Below are 13,468 nucleotides of genomic sequence, written 5' to 3'. Positions count from 1 at the left end.
AGGGATCCGTCATGGCACGCACGCTCGTGGTCTTCGAGTCGATGTTCGGCAACACCAGGGAGATCGCCGCCGCTATCGCCGACGGCATGGCCGCCTCCGGGCCGGTGACGCTCGTCGAGGTCGGCGCCGCCCCGGAGCGCCTGCCCGATGACGTGGGCCTGCTGCTGGTCGGCGGCCCGACCCACGCCTTCGGCATGAGCAGGCAGAGCACCCGGGACTCCGCCCGGCAGCAGGCTGACGGCCCACTCGTGTCGCAAGGCCGGGGCGTCCGCGAGTGGCTCGCCGGGCTGCAGGGCAGGCCCGAGGTGGTCGCGCACGCCTTCGACACCCGCGTGCGCGTGCGGGGGCTGCCCGGCTCGGCCGCTCGCTGCATGCGCAGGGCACTGCGCCACGCGGGCTTCACCGTCGGCGAGGCCGAGACGTTCTGGGTCACCGGCACCCCCGGACCGCTGGCCGCGGGCGAGACCGGCCGGGCCACCGCATGGGCCGAGGGCCTCGCCGCGCGCGCCCCGAGGGGGGCGCGGTGAGCGGCTGGACCGCGGACGAGGCGAACGCGATCGCCGCGGCGATGAGCCGCGCCCCCTCGGTGCACAACTCCCAGCCGTGGGCCCTGGAACTCGCAGACAGCACCGCGTCGGTCATCGAGCGGACGGACATCGCCGTGCCGCGGCACGATCCCTTCGGCCGCGACCGCCTGATCTCCTGCGGCGCGGCACTGGCCACCGTGCACGCCGCGGTCCGAGGGCTCGGCCACCAGGCAGGCTGGACCTGGCTGCCCGACCCCGCCCGCCCGGACGTCGTCGGCCACGTCGACGCCCACGGGCCCCGGCCGCCCGACGCCGCGGACCGGGGACGGTTCCTGGCCATCGCCGCGCGGCGCAGCCATCGCGGCGCCTTCCTCCCGACGCCGGTCGACGCCGCGCTGCTGCACCGACTCGCACGCGCGGCCCGCGTCCCCGGCACGACCGTGCACCTGGTGCGGCCCGACCAGAAGAACCCGCTCGCACGCACGCTGGGCTACAGCGCGTCGGTAATCCGCCACGATCGCGCCTACCTGCGCGAACTTTCCGCCTGGACGGCCGCCGACGGTCTTCCACCCGACCAGGGGCAGCCGATCCCCGTGCTGGTCAACCGGCACACGGCGATCCCGGACCAGGTGGTCCTCGCCCGGCGCCTGGCAGCCGAGACCCAGTTCGTCGTCACGACCGACGGCGACACCCGCCGCGACCACCTGGGCGCGGGCATGGCCCTGCAGCGCCTCTGGCTGACCGCGGTCGCCTCGGGGCTGGCGGGCTCGCTGATCACCCAGCCGCTGCACGTCAGCGAGGCCAGGGCCGCGCTCGTGACGGACCTCGGCCTGCCGGGTCCGCCCCAGGCCGTGCTCCGGATCGGCCATCCCGCGCACGTGACGCCCCCGACCCACCGCAGGCCGCTGGCGGATCTGGTCCGCTAGAGGCCGGATTACGGCGGGCATGCGTAGCGCGCCGTGATCCAGCAGGCGCGGACTAGGCGCGGCGGGGGCGGGACCCGGTGCCGGGAAGGCGGTGGCACACCTCGCCGACCGGGCGCCGGGCGGTGGCGGGCAGCGGGCCCGCCGATTCCGGCGCGTAGCCGACCCGGATGACCAGCTGCGGCTCGCCGCGCCCGGCCAGGAGACGGTCGCGCAGGCGCGCCCGCACGCCGTCGACCTCGACGTTCTGGGAGAGCACGCAGGTCGCCATGCCCAGCGTGGTCGCGGCGAGCAGCACCGCGCTGGCCGCCTCCCCGGCGCGCAGCCACGCCGCGCGGGTGTCCCCCGCGGTGGCGAGGACCAGCAGCAGCCCGACATCCGGCCCGACCGGGCCGCCGGGCGGCTCGGTGAGCACGCCCCGGGGGAAATACCGCATGGGCAGCCCGCCGTGGCGGACAGCCCCGCTCGGTGAGTTGGCGGCGGGAACGCCCTCGGGCAAACCGTGGGTGCGGCCGGTCCAGTGGACCAGCTCCCGCCGCACCCGGGGATCGACCCGCTGTCGCGCCGCACCCGCCAAGAGGCTCACGGCCACCTCCAGCCGCTCCTCCTCGCCGACGAGCGGGATCGCCGCCACGCCGAGGCGCGCCGCGGCCCGCGCCAGTTCGGCGACGGCCCTGTCCGGGACGGGCCGCGCGCTGTAGCGGCGCCGGTCGGTGCGCCGCAGCGGGATCGCCGCGGCGAGCTCCGCGCCCTCGGGCGGGCAGGGGCGCAGGCCGAGTGCGGCGAGGTGATCGTCGCCCTCGGCATCGACGGATAGGTCCACAGTGGACCAACCGCGCGCGGCCAGCGCGACCCGCAGGTGGTGCAGCGCGGCGCCGCAGCTCATCACCAGGTCGCGGCCGTGCGGGTCGGTGGCGGGCAGCCACCGGGTGCGGTCGGCCATCAGGTGCAGCGACCGCGTCCCGACGAGCCACCGCCACGGCTGGGTGTTGTGCACCGACGGGGCCCGGTTGGCGAGGGCGATCGCGGACATGAGCGTGTCGTGGTCCGGCCACGGCGACGAAGCGGACATGGCTGCTCCTCCGGTCGGTTCGCTGCCATTGCAGCCCACGGCGGAGCGCTTGCGCCGTCGTCGGACGTCCCGCGCCACGGGGACGTTCGACCCTCTTCGCGCAGAGGGGAGAACGCGAGGCTGGGAATGCGACAACCGATATCGAGGGAGAGCACCATGTCCAACCTGGAGGGGACCACCGCCATCGTGACCGGCGGCGCGCGCGGCATCGGCCGCGCCGTGGTCGATGCGCTGGCCGAGGCGGGCGCGTCGGTGATGGCCGCCGACGTGCTGCCCGAGCCAGCCGACCTGCCGCCCGGCGCCGCGTACACCCACCTCGACGTCACCTCCGAGGACGACTGGCACAGCGCCGTGGCCGCCACCGAGGCCGCGTTCGGACCGGTCTCCCTGCTGGTCAACAACGCGGGCATCGTGGAGTTCGGCGGCATCGGCGAGCAGAGCCTGAAGTCCTTCCAGCACGTCATCGACGTCAATCTCACCGGCGCCTGGCTCGGCATGCACGTCGCCGCCCGGTCGCTGCGCGCGGCGGGCGGCGGGGTCGTCATCAACATCTCCTCCACGGCGGGTCTCACCGGCTACCCGAACCTCGGCGCCTACACGGCCAGCAAGTGGGGCCTGCGCGGGCTGACCAAGACCGCGGCCCTGGAGTTCGCCCGCGACGGGGTGCGGGTCTGCTCCGTGCACCCCGGGCCGATCCGCACCCCGATGACCCAGGGGTTCGACGACACCATGACCGCGGGCCAGCCCATCGCCCGCTTCGGCGAGCCGGAGGAGGTCGCCAGGATGGTGCTGTTCATCGCCGCCGAGGCCACCTACAGCACCGGCTCGGAGTTCGTCGTCGACGGCGGTGCGGTCGCCGGGTCGCCGCTGACCGCGTCGATCCGATGACCGCCGACAGTCCACGGTGGACTCAGGCGGAGGAGGCTGTCCTCGCGGCGGCGATGGACCGCGCGCCGTCGGTGCACGACACCCGCCCGTGGGCGTTGGAGACCCGCGACCGCGACGCCCTGGTCATCGAGCGGGTCGCCCTGCGCCTGCCGAGGCAGGACCCGTTCGGCCGGGACCGGCTGATCTCCTGCGGCGCGGCCGTGGCCACCCTGCGGCTCGCCTGCCGCAGGCTCGGCTGGACCGAGTCGTGGCGGCAGTTCCCGCTGCCCGAGCGCCGCGACGTCGTCGCCATGGTGCGCGCGGGTGAGCGCAAGCCGCCGACCCCGGGTGAGCTGGCGCGTTACGCGGCCATCGGCGCCCGCCGCAGCCACCGGGCCCGATTCGCCGCCCCGCCCCCGGTCACCGCCCGAGCCGGGCTGCTGAAGGCGACCGACGTGGCGGGCGCGGCCGTGGTCCTGCTCGCCGGGCCCGAGCGCGACGCCGCCGTGGGGCGCCTGCTTGCCCACGCCGCGGACCACATCGGGAACGACCCCGCCTACCGCGCCGAGCTGGCCGCCTGGTGCGGGCCGGACGCGGACCCGAGGCTGTGGGCCGGTCTGGGCGCCGCTGCGGACCCGCGGCCCGGCGGGCCGTCCCTGGCCGACCGGCTCGCCGATGAGGCGCACCTGGTGGTCATCACCACCGGCGACGGCCGCAGCGACCACCTGCACGCCGGGATCGCGCTGCAGCAGACCTGGCTGGCCGCCACCGCCATGGGGCTCGCGGCCTCCGCCGTCACCCTGCCCCTGCACCTGCACGAAGTCCGCGCCGGGCTCGTCGAGACCGCCGAACTGCCCGGTTTCCCGCAGGTGATCCTGCGGGTCGGCGTCCCGGCGGTCGACACCGCGCCCACGCCCCGCCGTCCACCCACCGCGTTCTCGCGCACACCCGGAAAGGTCCGCTGATGTCCCAGATCATCGCCGCCGTCGACGGCTCGGCCGCCGCGCTCGACGCCGTCCGCTGGGCGGCCCGCGCGGCAGCGGCGCGCGGCCTGCCGCTGCGGCTGCTGCACGCCTACCCGCCGCCCCCGCCCCGGCTGCCCGCCGCCCTCGACCCGGACGACCGGTGGGTGGCGGCCATGACCGACCACGCCGAGCGCGTGCTCGCCGAGGCGTCCGCCGCCGCCCGGGCCGCGGCGCCCGGCGTCACGCCGATCCTCGACCAGCGGATGGGCACGCCCTCCCAGGTCGTCGTCGACGCCTCCCTCGACGCTCACGCCGTGGTGCTGGGCAGTCGGGGGCTCGGCGGGTTCCGCGGCCTGCTCGCGGGCTCGCTCGCGCTGACGATGGCCACCCACGCCCACAGCCCGGTCGTCGTCGTCCGCGGCGCACCCGAGCAGGGGCCGGTCGTCGTGGGCGTCGACGGGTCCCCGGCGGGCGAGGCGGCGCTGGCGTTCGCCTTCGACCAGGCCGCGCACCGCGGTGTCGGCCTGCGCGCCGTGCACACCTGGCTCGACACCGCCTACACCGGCGGCTGGTACCCGCTGCCGGTCCTGATGGACTGGGACGCGATCGCCGAGGACGAGCGCGCGTTCCTGGCCGAGCGGCTGGCGGGCTGGACCGAGAAGTACCCCGAGGTGCCCGTCGAGCGCATCGTGGTCCGCGACCGTCCGGCCCGGGCCCTGCTCGACCACGCCGAGGACGCCCAGCTGCTGGTCGTCGGCAGCCGAGGGCACAGCCCGCTGGCGGGTGTCGTCCTCGGCGGCACGGCCCAGGCCGTCCTGCACCACGCCGAGTGCCCGGTTGCCGTCGTCCCGCCGCGCTGACCCGGACACCCGAACGGCCCCGGACCTCGTCGGTCCGGGGCCGTTCGCCAGTCCGGGTTCAGGTCCGTTCCGGGATGACGGCCACCGGGCAGCGGGCATGCCGGACGCAGTCCATGGCGAAGACGCCCATGCCGGTGGCCAGGCGCGCCGCGTGGTGGTGGGCGCCGATGACGATGAGGTCGGCGCCCTCGGCGGTCTCGGCCAGCGCCTTGCCGGTGCGCCCGGACACCCGGCGCACCCGGAGGCGGGCGCCCGCCTCGTCGGCGACCTGCTCGGCGATGCGCGCCAGCGGACCGGCGCCCGGGTGCGGGACCGTGCCCCTGGGGTGCAGGCTCATCGAGGTCGCGGGCAGGAAGGCGGTGTCGGGCGGGCACACCTCGACGGCGGTGACGGTCGCCGCGAGCGCCCGGCCCTCGGCCAGTGCCCAGCGCAGCGCGGCCACGCTCGACGGCGACCCGTCGAAGCCGACGACGATGCGCTTGCTGTTGCCGGTCATGATCGCTCCTTGGGATTGTCTGTCGTGGACATGACGCCGAGTGCGGCGACGACGATGGCGTAGCCGAGGCAGAGCGGCTGCAGCCAGGAGAACGTGCGGATGACGGCCAGCTGCACGACGATCCAGCCCGCGAGCAGCACCCCGGCGACCACCAGCGCCCTGGGCGCGCGGCCCGAGCCGCGCCACACCAGGGCGCAGGCGGCGGTCATCGGCGCCGCGACGCAGGCGAGCAGCGCGATCCCGGCCACCGTGGTGCTCTCCCACGGCAGGCGGGCGGTGATGTCCGGGCCGAAGTCGACGCCGCCGCCGATGACACCGACCGCGCCCGCATAGGCCCAGACGGCCATGAAACCCGCGAGGGTGCCGCCGAGCCCGGCCCACCTGCGCCGGGTGCGGGCCCGCAGCGCCCGGGTCACCGGGCACCGCCTCGGGCCGCCTCCAGCACGATCCGCCGTTCCGCGGCGGCGATGGCCGCCCGCGTGGCGGGGACCGCGGTCGGGTCGACCGAGATCGAGGTGATCCCGAGCCGCACCAGGCGCTCGGCGTACTCGGGCCTGGTGGTGGGCGCCTGCCCGCACAGCGACGAGGTGATCCCGGCGCGGCGGCAGGCGCCGACGATGCGCCCGATCATGTCCAGCACGGCCGGGTCGCCCTCGTCGAACAGCTCCGCGCAGGTGGTGGAGTCGCGGTCGACGCCGAGGACGAGCTGGGTGAGGTCGTTGCTGCCGATGGACACCCCGTCCACACCCATCCCGGCGTACTCGGGGATCCAGTAGGCGGCGGAGGGCACCTCGGCCATGATCCAGCGCAGCAGGCCGCGCTGGGCGCCCAGCGGGCTGGCGTCGACCAGGTGCAGGCACGCCTCCAGCTCCCAGCGGGTCCGCACGAACGGGAGCATGAGGTGCAGGTTCGGCGCCTGCTCCCGCACCCTGGCCAGAGCGGCCAGTTCGAGGGAGAACAGCTGCGGGTCGCGCACGTAGCGGTGGCAGCCCCGGAAGCCGATCATCGGGTTGCGCTCCAGGGGCTCGAAGTCCGCCCCGCCCGCCAGGCCGCGGAACTCGTTGGTGCGGAAGTCCGTGGCCCGGTAGACGACGGGGCGGGTGCCGAAAGCGGTCGCGATGCGGGCCAGGGGGTCGGCCATGGTCTCGATGAACCGGTCGGCGCCCTCCTGGGCGAGGAACCTGCGGGGGTGCGCGCCGCGCAGCGCCTGGGTGATCAGGAACTCCGCGCGCAGCAGCCCGACCCCGTCGACCGGCAGCGCCGCGGCCGCCGCCGCGCCGTCGGGCAGGGCGATGTTGACGTAGACCCGGGTGCCGAGCGCCTCGACGGGCTCGACCCGCACCGGCTCGGCGACCTCCGCGCGGGCCGTGCGCACGCCCTCGGTGACGGTGCCCGCCGCGCCGTCGACGGTGACCGTCATGCCCTCGCGCAGCGCCGTGGTGGCGGTACGGGCGCCCACCACGCAGGGGACGCGCAGCTCGCGGGCCACGATCGCGGCGTGGCAGGTGGCCCCGCCCTCGTCGGTGACCACCGCGGCGGCACGGCGCATCAGCGGCACCCAGTCCGGGTCGGTCATCCGGGCGACCAGCACGTCGCCGTCGGCGAACCGATCCGCCTCCGCCGGGTCGCGGAGGACCCGGACCCGGCCGGAAGCCACCCCGGGCGCGGCGGGCAGGCCCGCGACCACGGGCCGCTCCCCGCCCATGGTGGTGACGGGCCGGGTCTGCACGATCCAGGTCTTGCCGTCGGCGATGGCCCACTCGATGTCCTGCGGGCGGCCGTAGTGGCGCTCGATGGCCAGACCCGTGCGGGCCAGCTCGACCGCCTCGGCCTCGCCGAGCACCCGGCTGCCCGCCCGGTCCGCGGGCAGTTCGACCCGGCGCTCGCCGTCCGCGCCGAGGGCGATCACGTGGGTCTGCGTGCCGACGCGCACCCGCTCCACCGACGGACCGGCCTTGGCCAGCACGTAGGTGTCGGGCTCGACCGCGCCGCTGACCACCACCTCGCCGAGGCCGAACGCGGCCTCGACGACCACCCTGCCGGTGTCGCCGGTCAGCGGGTCGGCGGTGAACATCACCCCGGAGCGCTCCGACTGCACCATCCGCTGCACCACGACGGCGATCGCGGGCGCGCCCGCCAGCCCGTGCTCGGCGCGGTAGGCCACCGACCTCGGCGCGAACAGCGACGCCCAGCACTCGACGACCGCCTCCACGACGGCGTCGGCGCCCCGCACGTTGGTCAGCGTGCGGTTCATCCCGGCGAACGAGGTCGTCACCGAGTCCTCGCCGATCGCCGACGACCGCACCGCCACCAGGACGTCATCGCCGAGCTCCCGGTAGGCCGCCGCGATCGCCGCGCGGACCTCGTCGGCCGCGCCCGCGGCGTGCACGGCCTTGCCCAGCCGCTCGGCGTCGGTGTCGGGGTCGTCGACGCGGACGCCCGCGTCGACCATGGACCGGCGGAAGGCGTCCGCGGTCACCACGAACCCGTCGGGCACGGGGAAGCCCGCGGCCATCAGCTCGCCGAGGTTGGCCCCCTTGCCGCCGACCGTCGCCACATCCTCGCTGTCGACTTCGGACAGTGTGCTCACCCATCGCGTCATGGCTCTCCTCCTGGTCGTCTTCCCCGAGCCTGTGACACGCGCGGGCTCGCTGACAGGGAGCCAGGTCCCGGTCCGCGCGGCGGACATCCCCACCCGTGCGGGACTTTCGGCCACTGCGTCCCCGAGCCCGGGCCGGAACGCTGGAAGCACAGCTCTGCCGAGGAGGACGCCATGACCATCGACCTGAAGCCCCAGCACGTGCTGCTCACCGAGGCCCGCTTCGGCGACGCCGGGCCCGTCGCGGCCCGGCTGCGCGCCGCGGGGGCCCGCGTCAGCACCTGCCACGCCGACGCGGGCCTGTGCCGCGCGCTCGCCCCGGGATCGCGCTGCCCGCTGGACACGCGCACCGACCCGGTCGACCTGTTCGTCGATGTGCGCGGCGCCGACGACGAGCTCACCACCCGCGAGTACGGCGTGGTGTGCGCGCTGCGCGCGAACCGGCCGGTGTTCGTGGTGGAGGCCGACCCGCTCGTCGCGGCCACCGCCCCCGTGGGCCTGGCCGCGCGCGTCACCGTGACCTCCGTCGACCGCCTGGCCGACGCCCTGGCGGCCCGGTGACCGCGGATCGCGCGCCGCGAAGCCCCGACCCGCTCGCGGGTCGGGGCTTCCTCTCGGTCGGGGTCACCGCAGCCAGCGGTTGCGGTCGACCAGGTCCAGCCGGGCCCAGCGCCTGCCCATGCCCCAGACGTCACCCGCGCACGCGGCGGCGAGCAGGACCAGCACCAGGGCGTAGACGATGTGGTAGTCGAGCACCGGGTTGGTCGAGCGGGTCAACTCGCCCACGTCGGTGTGGCGGGCCAGCGGCCACTCCGCCGCCCACATCAGCGCCATCTGCACCGAGCCCGCCACGGCGGCCACGCGCAGGCCCACGCCCAGCAGCAGGGCGACCCCGATGCCGAGCAGCCCGGCCATGAACAGCCAGTCCGCCCACGCCTGCCCGGCCCAGGAGCGGAACATGTCCCCGAGCGGGCCGCGGTCGATGCCGCCGAGGAAACCCTTGGTCGGCGAGCCGCCGTTGATCCAGGCGTTCGCCGACGGGGTCGCGTAGCCGAGGCCGAAGGACTTGTCGAGGAACGCCCAGGCGAAGACGAGGCCCATCGCGATCCGGATCGTGGCGAGCAGCCGCGCGGCGGGCAGGGGCCACCCGGCGCCGACGGCGGGGGCGGGGCGCGCGGACTGGCGGGTGGGGCGTTCGGCGTGGTGCAGGGACATCTCTTCCTCCATCGGTTCGGTGATCACGGTGTTCCGGTGCCCGGCAGACGGGACAGGATGTCCTCGACCGGGCGGCGCGGGGTCGAGGGCAGCGGGGGAGCCGCGGCGGGCGCCCACCCGATCCGCAGGACCAGCTGCGGGACGGCGGCCCCGTCGAGCACACCGTCGCGGATCGCCGCCCGGGTCTCGGGCAGTTCGAGCGGCTGGGACAGCGGGCAGGTGGCCAGGCCGAGGCCGGTGGCCTCCAGCAGCACGGCGCTGGCCGCCTCGCCCGCGCGCAGCCGGGAGAGCGGGTCGTCGCCCGCGGTGGCGAGCACCAGCAGGGCGCCCGCGTCGACCTCCTGGTCGTTGGCGGTGGACGCGGTCAGGGAGCCCGCGCTGAAGGCGCGCATGGGAAGGCCGTCGTGCGCCATCGGCCTGCTCGGCGCCGCGGTCCTGGGGACGCCGTCGGCGGCGGTGCGGCCGCGCCCGGACCACAGCCCCAGCTCGGTGCCGTAGCCCTCGACGCGCTCCTGGTGCGCCGCGGCCCGCGTGAACGCCGACGCCAGCCTGCCTCGCTCCCGGGCGCCCGCGATCGGGACGGCGAGCACGCCCTCCTCGGCCGCCCTGGCCGCGAACAGGTCGAGATGGGCAGCGGGAACCGGCCACGACGAGAACCGGCGGCGGTCGGTGCGCCGCTTGCCGATCGCCGCGGAAAGCGCGACCTGCTCGTCGGACGCGGTCGCGGCGCGCGGTTCCACGGCGGCCAGGTGGACCGGGTCGGCGGGGTTGGGCAACCGGTGCACGCGGGTGGCGAAGCCCATGCCCGCGAACGCGGTCCGCAGGTGGTGCAGCGCGGCTCCACAGCTGACCAGCAGGTCCCGCCCGTCCGGGTCGGTGGCGCGCAGCCACCGGTCCCAGTCGGCCATCAGGTGCACCGACTCCGCGCCGACGACCCAGCGCCACGGCTGGGTGTTGTGCACCGACGGCGCCCGTCCGGCCAAGGCGAGCACGGCGCGCACTGTGCCGTGGTCGGGTTTCGCGGCGGTCATGGCGCCTCCTTCCCTCTCGATGCCTCAACCATCGCCGCCGCGCCGTGCTCGGTGGAGAGTCCAAAGAGGGTGCCGATGCGGGACCTTGGCTTCCTGCGACCGGGACGGCGGCGCGGATTCACTGGTCGCACAACGTCTTGAGGAGGTCGAGATGCACAAGCGCACCGTCGCCGATGTGATGACCCGCACGGTGGTCACCGCCCGGCCGGACACCGGTTTCGCCGAACTGGTCCGGCTGATGACCGAGCACTCCGTCAGCGCCCTGCCCGTGACCGACGCGAGCGGCGGGGTCGTCGGCGTGGTGTCCGAAGCGGACCTGCTGGCCAAGGAGAGCGCCCGCGCCGACGGCGCGCCGCACTCGCTGCGCGCGCTGCTGCGCAGGCACGCCGACAAGACCCGTGCCGCGGGAACCGTGGCCGCCGAGCTGATGAGCAGTCCCGCGGTGACCACCACCGAGCACACCCCGGTCACCACCGCCGCGCGACTGATGTCCGAGCACCGCGTCAAGCGGCTGCCGGTCGTCACCGCCGACGGCGTGCTGACGGGCGTGGTCAGCCGCTCGGACCTGCTCGGCGTCTTCCTGCGCGGCGACGACGCGATCGCCGAGGAGATCCGGCACGAGGTGTTCGAGCGCTCGCTGGACACCCCGGCCGACCGGGTCGGGGTCACCGTGCACGACGGCCAGGTGACCCTCGACGGCACCGTCGAGCGGCGCAGCTGGGTGCCGATCGCCGCCGCGCTGTCCGAACGCGTCGACGGCGTCGTCTCGGTCCACAACCGACTCGGCTGGTCCTGGGACGACACCGGCGTGACCATCCCCGAGGCGATGGTCGTCGACATCCGCCACGAGCCCCGGCCATGACCGCCCCCATCGTCGTCGGGGTCGACGGCTCGGACTCGGCGCTGGCGGCGGTCGCCTGGGCCGCGGCCGAGGCCCGCCGCCGCGCCCTCCCGCTGCGCTTGGTCCACGCCTGCGCGCTGCCCCCGCTCCTCGCGCCTGCCGACGAACGCCGGTGGGTCGCGGAACTGACCGCTTTCGGGGAACAGGCCCTGCGCACGGCGTCGGCCGCGGTCGAGGACGTCGTCGTCGACCACCAGGTGCTGATCGGGTCCGCCGTCCCGGCGCTGGTCGGTGAGTCGGCGCGCGCCCACTCGCTCGTCATCGGCCACCGCGGCCTGGGCGGGTTCCACCGGGCCCTGGTCGGCTCGGTCGCGGTCGCCCTCGCCGCGCATGCGGCGTGCCCGGTCGTCGTGGTGCGCGGAACGAGCGCGGAGGACGGGCCGGTGGTCGTGGGGGTCGACGGCACCCCCGCGAGCGAGGCGGCGATCGCCTACGCGTTCGGCGCCGCCGCGCTGCGCGGCGCCCGGCTGGTCGCGGTCCACACCTGGTCGGAGGTCATGCTCTCGGGCCGGTGGCGCGCACTGCCCGACGCCGACCGCACTGCCGCGGGTGCCGCCGCCGCCCGGCTGCTCGACGACTGGATCGCCCCGTGGACGCCGAGGTACCCGCTGGTCGCCGTCGAGCGGGTCGTCCGGTGCGACCGTCCGGTGCGTGCTCTCGTCGAGCACGCGGAGGGCGCCGCGCTGGTCGTGGTGGGCACCCGGGGGACCGGCGAGTTCACGGCGATGGGCTTGGGCTCGACCAGCCAGGCCGTCCTGCACCACGCCCCCTGCCCGGTCGCCGTCGTGCGACCGTCCTGAGCCCACGACCCACCGAGGGGCCTAGGTCCCACACGGGTGAGGACCGTCGTGTGTGTCGGACATCGGGCCGCCCGGCCACCATCGAGTCATCGACAAGTGAAGGAGCACATCGTGGACACAGCACCGACCGGCGTGATCGTCGTCGGAGCCGACGGCTCCGACCTGTCCTTCGCCGCGCTGGAGTGGGCCATCACCGAGGGGCGGCGGCGCGGCTGCCGCGTCCTGGCCGTCACCGTCCGTCCCCGCGGCGCCGCCGCGGCCGGGGCGATCGCCGCCGAGGTCACCGCGGCCGCCGCCCGCCACCCGGACGTTCCGGTGGAGCACCGGGTCCTGACCGGGACGATCGGCGACGCCCTGCTCGCCGCCGCCGACGGCGCGGCGATGCTCGTGCTCGGCAGCCACGGCGCGAACGCGGTCCTGTCCGCCCTCCTCGGCTCCGTCGCCGCCTACTGCGTCCGCCACGCCCGGGTGCCCGTCGTGCTCATCCCCGACGCCCTGGCGCCCGCCCCCACCACCGCCGAAGCGACCGCGCTCACGCCCGGTCCGCTGTTCTGACCCCCAGGGAGCCCGCCATGCGCGCCCACCCCGGCGACTGGCTCGTCGTCGAACGAGCCGACGACCACCGCGAGGCCCGCCGCGGCCACATCGAGGAGGTCGCCCACCCCGACGGAACCCCGCCCTACCTCGTCCGCTGGACCGACACCGAGCGCCGCGCCCTGGTCTTCCCCGGACCCGACGCCCACATCCTCACCAGCGCCGAACTCCACGAACGCGACGAAGCGGCCCAACGCCGCGCCGCGCGCCTGCAGCACGCGATCCGCACCCGCGGATAGGAACCCCTGGACCCCGCCATGACCACGACTGTCACCCGCGTCCCGATGCCGAGGACGCCGCCGGACGCCCCCGACCCGCTCGCCCTCGCCGAAGCCGCGTTGCGCGCGGTCCCCGACATCGACACGACACACGTCCGCGCCGCCAGCCAGGACGGCGCGATCCTGCTCCTCGGCCGCGTCCAGTGGAGCAGCGAGGCCCGTGCGGTCGGCGACCGGCTCCGCCGCGTCCTCGCCCCGCACGAGGTGCGCGACCGCATCGGCTTCCACTACGACGACAGCCCGCGCCTCAGCCCCTGGCACCGCCTCCGTGAGTGAAGCCGTGGGATCAGAGCGCATCAGGTTGCACGCTTGCCCAACTCGGGATTGGGTAGGTGAAAGG

Annotated in this window: 17 protein-coding genes; 11 read left to right on the top strand and 6 right to left on the bottom strand. The window is 75.9% G+C overall.

Annotated elements, in window-relative coordinates:
* Positions 1 to 11 precede the first annotated feature (11 nt).
* Both IEY98_RS10890 and IEY98_RS10885 read left to right on the top strand, forming a co-directional pair.
* Positions 12 to 527, top strand: a complete 516-nt coding sequence (locus IEY98_RS10890) for a hypothetical protein (protein ID WP_189210318.1) — start codon at positions 12 to 14, stop codon at positions 525 to 527.
* The gene (locus tag IEY98_RS10885) at positions 524 to 1,453 is read left to right on the top strand and encodes an Acg family FMN-binding oxidoreductase (protein ID WP_229786800.1); all 930 of its coding nucleotides are present in this window, start codon (positions 524 to 526) and stop codon (positions 1,451 to 1,453) included. Before IEY98_RS10890 ends, IEY98_RS10885 begins: the two co-directional genes overlap by 4 nt.
* 52 nt (positions 1,454 to 1,505) lie before the next feature.
* On the opposite strand, the gene IEY98_RS10880 is transcribed toward IEY98_RS10885, so the two are convergent.
* Positions 1,506 to 2,522: an Acg family FMN-binding oxidoreductase gene (locus IEY98_RS10880; RefSeq protein ID WP_189210316.1), complete on the bottom strand. Its 1,017-nt coding sequence runs from the start codon at positions 2,520 to 2,522 to the stop codon at positions 1,506 to 1,508.
* A 156-nt stretch (positions 2,523 to 2,678) separates the two neighbouring features.
* Between IEY98_RS10880 and IEY98_RS10875 the strand changes: the two genes are divergently transcribed.
* Genes IEY98_RS10875 through IEY98_RS10865 form a run of 3 tightly spaced genes read left to right on the top strand, consistent with a single transcriptional unit; the run spans position 2,679 to position 5,214 of the window.
* Complete coding sequence (locus tag IEY98_RS10875; RefSeq protein ID WP_189210315.1) at positions 2,679 to 3,410, top strand: SDR family NAD(P)-dependent oxidoreductase; 732 nt, start codon at positions 2,679 to 2,681, stop codon at positions 3,408 to 3,410.
* Positions 3,407 to 4,354, top strand: coding sequence for a nitroreductase family protein (locus tag IEY98_RS10870; protein ID WP_189210314.1), 948 nt, complete (start codon positions 3,407 to 3,409; stop codon positions 4,352 to 4,354). Before IEY98_RS10875 ends, IEY98_RS10870 begins: the two co-directional genes overlap by 4 nt.
* On the top strand, positions 4,354 to 5,214 hold the full coding sequence (locus IEY98_RS10865; RefSeq protein WP_189210313.1) for a universal stress protein: 861 nt from the start codon (positions 4,354 to 4,356) through the stop codon (positions 5,212 to 5,214). Before IEY98_RS10870 ends, IEY98_RS10865 begins: the two co-directional genes overlap by 1 nt.
* A 58-nt stretch (positions 5,215 to 5,272) precedes the next feature.
* Here the strand turns inward: IEY98_RS10865 and IEY98_RS10860 are convergent, their stop codons facing one another.
* Genes IEY98_RS10860 through ppsA form a run of 3 tightly spaced genes read right to left on the bottom strand, consistent with a single transcriptional unit; the run spans position 5,273 to position 8,312 of the window.
* The gene (locus IEY98_RS10860; protein WP_189210312.1) at positions 5,273 to 5,710 is read right to left on the bottom strand and encodes a universal stress protein; all 438 of its coding nucleotides are present in this window, start codon (positions 5,708 to 5,710) and stop codon (positions 5,273 to 5,275) included.
* Positions 5,707 to 6,126: a hypothetical protein gene (locus tag IEY98_RS10855; protein ID WP_189210311.1), complete on the bottom strand. Its 420-nt coding sequence runs from the start codon at positions 6,124 to 6,126 to the stop codon at positions 5,707 to 5,709. The genes IEY98_RS10860 and IEY98_RS10855 overlap by 4 nt, the downstream gene beginning before the upstream one ends.
* Complete coding sequence (ppsA, locus tag IEY98_RS10850) at positions 6,123 to 8,312, bottom strand: phosphoenolpyruvate synthase (protein ID WP_189210310.1); 2,190 nt, start codon at positions 8,310 to 8,312, stop codon at positions 6,123 to 6,125. The genes IEY98_RS10855 and ppsA overlap by 4 nt, the downstream gene beginning before the upstream one ends.
* Before the next feature lie 171 nt (positions 8,313 to 8,483).
* Here ppsA and IEY98_RS10845 point away from each other — a divergent pair, with 171 nt between their 5' ends.
* Positions 8,484 to 8,870: a hypothetical protein gene (locus IEY98_RS10845; protein ID WP_189210309.1), complete on the top strand. Its 387-nt coding sequence runs from the start codon at positions 8,484 to 8,486 to the stop codon at positions 8,868 to 8,870.
* 63 nt (positions 8,871 to 8,933) lie between these two features.
* Here IEY98_RS10845 and IEY98_RS10840 read toward each other — a convergent pair whose 3' ends face one another.
* Positions 8,934 to 9,524: a DoxX family membrane protein gene (locus tag IEY98_RS10840; protein WP_229786799.1), complete on the bottom strand. Its 591-nt coding sequence runs from the start codon at positions 9,522 to 9,524 to the stop codon at positions 8,934 to 8,936.
* A gap of 23 nt (positions 9,525 to 9,547) precedes the next feature.
* On the bottom strand, positions 9,548 to 10,555 hold the full coding sequence (locus IEY98_RS10835; RefSeq protein WP_189210308.1) for an Acg family FMN-binding oxidoreductase: 1,008 nt from the start codon (positions 10,553 to 10,555) through the stop codon (positions 9,548 to 9,550).
* Between the two features lie 151 nt (positions 10,556 to 10,706).
* On the opposite strand from IEY98_RS10835, the gene IEY98_RS10830 reads away from it, so the two are divergent.
* The 5 genes from IEY98_RS10830 to IEY98_RS10810 all read left to right on the top strand — a co-directional run bounded on the left by IEY98_RS10830 (position 10,707) and on the right by IEY98_RS10810 (position 13,404).
* Positions 10,707 to 11,417: a CBS domain-containing protein gene (locus tag IEY98_RS10830; RefSeq protein ID WP_189210307.1), complete on the top strand. Its 711-nt coding sequence runs from the start codon at positions 10,707 to 10,709 to the stop codon at positions 11,415 to 11,417.
* A complete protein-coding gene (locus tag IEY98_RS10825; RefSeq protein ID WP_189210306.1) occupies positions 11,414 to 12,256 on the top strand; it encodes a universal stress protein in 843 nt (280 codons plus the stop codon). Before IEY98_RS10830 ends, IEY98_RS10825 begins: the two co-directional genes overlap by 4 nt.
* Positions 12,257 to 12,367: 111 nt before the next feature.
* A complete protein-coding gene (locus tag IEY98_RS10820; protein WP_189210305.1) occupies positions 12,368 to 12,811 on the top strand; it encodes a universal stress protein in 444 nt (147 codons plus the stop codon).
* Between the two features lie 17 nt (positions 12,812 to 12,828).
* On the top strand, positions 12,829 to 13,089 hold the full coding sequence (locus tag IEY98_RS10815; RefSeq protein WP_189210304.1) for a DUF1918 domain-containing protein: 261 nt from the start codon (positions 12,829 to 12,831) through the stop codon (positions 13,087 to 13,089).
* Positions 13,090 to 13,107: 18 nt separating this feature from the next.
* Positions 13,108 to 13,404: a BON domain-containing protein gene (locus tag IEY98_RS10810; protein ID WP_189210303.1), complete on the top strand. Its 297-nt coding sequence runs from the start codon at positions 13,108 to 13,110 to the stop codon at positions 13,402 to 13,404.
* Positions 13,405 to 13,468: the final 64 nt, after the last annotated feature.

Origin of the sequence: Actinokineospora fastidiosa (genome assembly GCF_014648415.1) — a bacterium.
Lineage (GTDB): Bacteria > Actinomycetota > Actinomycetes > Mycobacteriales > Pseudonocardiaceae > Actinokineospora > Actinokineospora fastidiosa.
This window is presented reverse-complemented; position numbering and strand designations above follow the sequence as displayed.

Excerpts from the sequence above, each read along its gene's own strand:
- IEY98_RS10890 (WP_189210318.1), top strand. The coding sequence starts at position 12 with ATGGCACGCACGCTCGTGGTCTTCGAGTCGATGTTCGGCAACACCAGG.
- IEY98_RS10880 (WP_189210316.1), bottom strand. The coding sequence starts at position 2,522 with ATGTCCGCTTCGTCGCCGTGGCCGGACCACGACACGCTCATGTCCGCG.
- IEY98_RS10875 (WP_189210315.1), top strand. The coding sequence starts at position 2,679 with ATGTCCAACCTGGAGGGGACCACCGCCATCGTGACCGGCGGCGCGCGC.
- IEY98_RS10870 (WP_189210314.1), top strand. The coding sequence starts at position 3,407 with ATGACCGCCGACAGTCCACGGTGGACTCAGGCGGAGGAGGCTGTCCTC.
- IEY98_RS10865 (WP_189210313.1), top strand. The coding sequence starts at position 4,354 with ATGTCCCAGATCATCGCCGCCGTCGACGGCTCGGCCGCCGCGCTCGAC.
- IEY98_RS10860 (WP_189210312.1), bottom strand. The coding sequence starts at position 5,710 with ATGACCGGCAACAGCAAGCGCATCGTCGTCGGCTTCGACGGGTCGCCG.
- ppsA (WP_189210310.1), bottom strand. The coding sequence starts at position 8,312 with ATGACGCGATGGGTGAGCACACTGTCCGAAGTCGACAGCGAGGATGTG.
- IEY98_RS10845 (WP_189210309.1), top strand. The coding sequence starts at position 8,484 with ATGACCATCGACCTGAAGCCCCAGCACGTGCTGCTCACCGAGGCCCGC.
- IEY98_RS10840 (WP_229786799.1), bottom strand. The coding sequence starts at position 9,524 with ATGTCCCTGCACCACGCCGAACGCCCCACCCGCCAGTCCGCGCGCCCC.
- IEY98_RS10835 (WP_189210308.1), bottom strand. The coding sequence starts at position 10,555 with ATGACCGCCGCGAAACCCGACCACGGCACAGTGCGCGCCGTGCTCGCC.
- IEY98_RS10830 (WP_189210307.1), top strand. The coding sequence starts at position 10,707 with ATGCACAAGCGCACCGTCGCCGATGTGATGACCCGCACGGTGGTCACC.
- IEY98_RS10825 (WP_189210306.1), top strand. The coding sequence starts at position 11,414 with ATGACCGCCCCCATCGTCGTCGGGGTCGACGGCTCGGACTCGGCGCTG.
- IEY98_RS10815 (WP_189210304.1), top strand. The coding sequence starts at position 12,829 with ATGCGCGCCCACCCCGGCGACTGGCTCGTCGTCGAACGAGCCGACGAC.
- IEY98_RS10810 (WP_189210303.1), top strand. The coding sequence starts at position 13,108 with ATGACCACGACTGTCACCCGCGTCCCGATGCCGAGGACGCCGCCGGAC.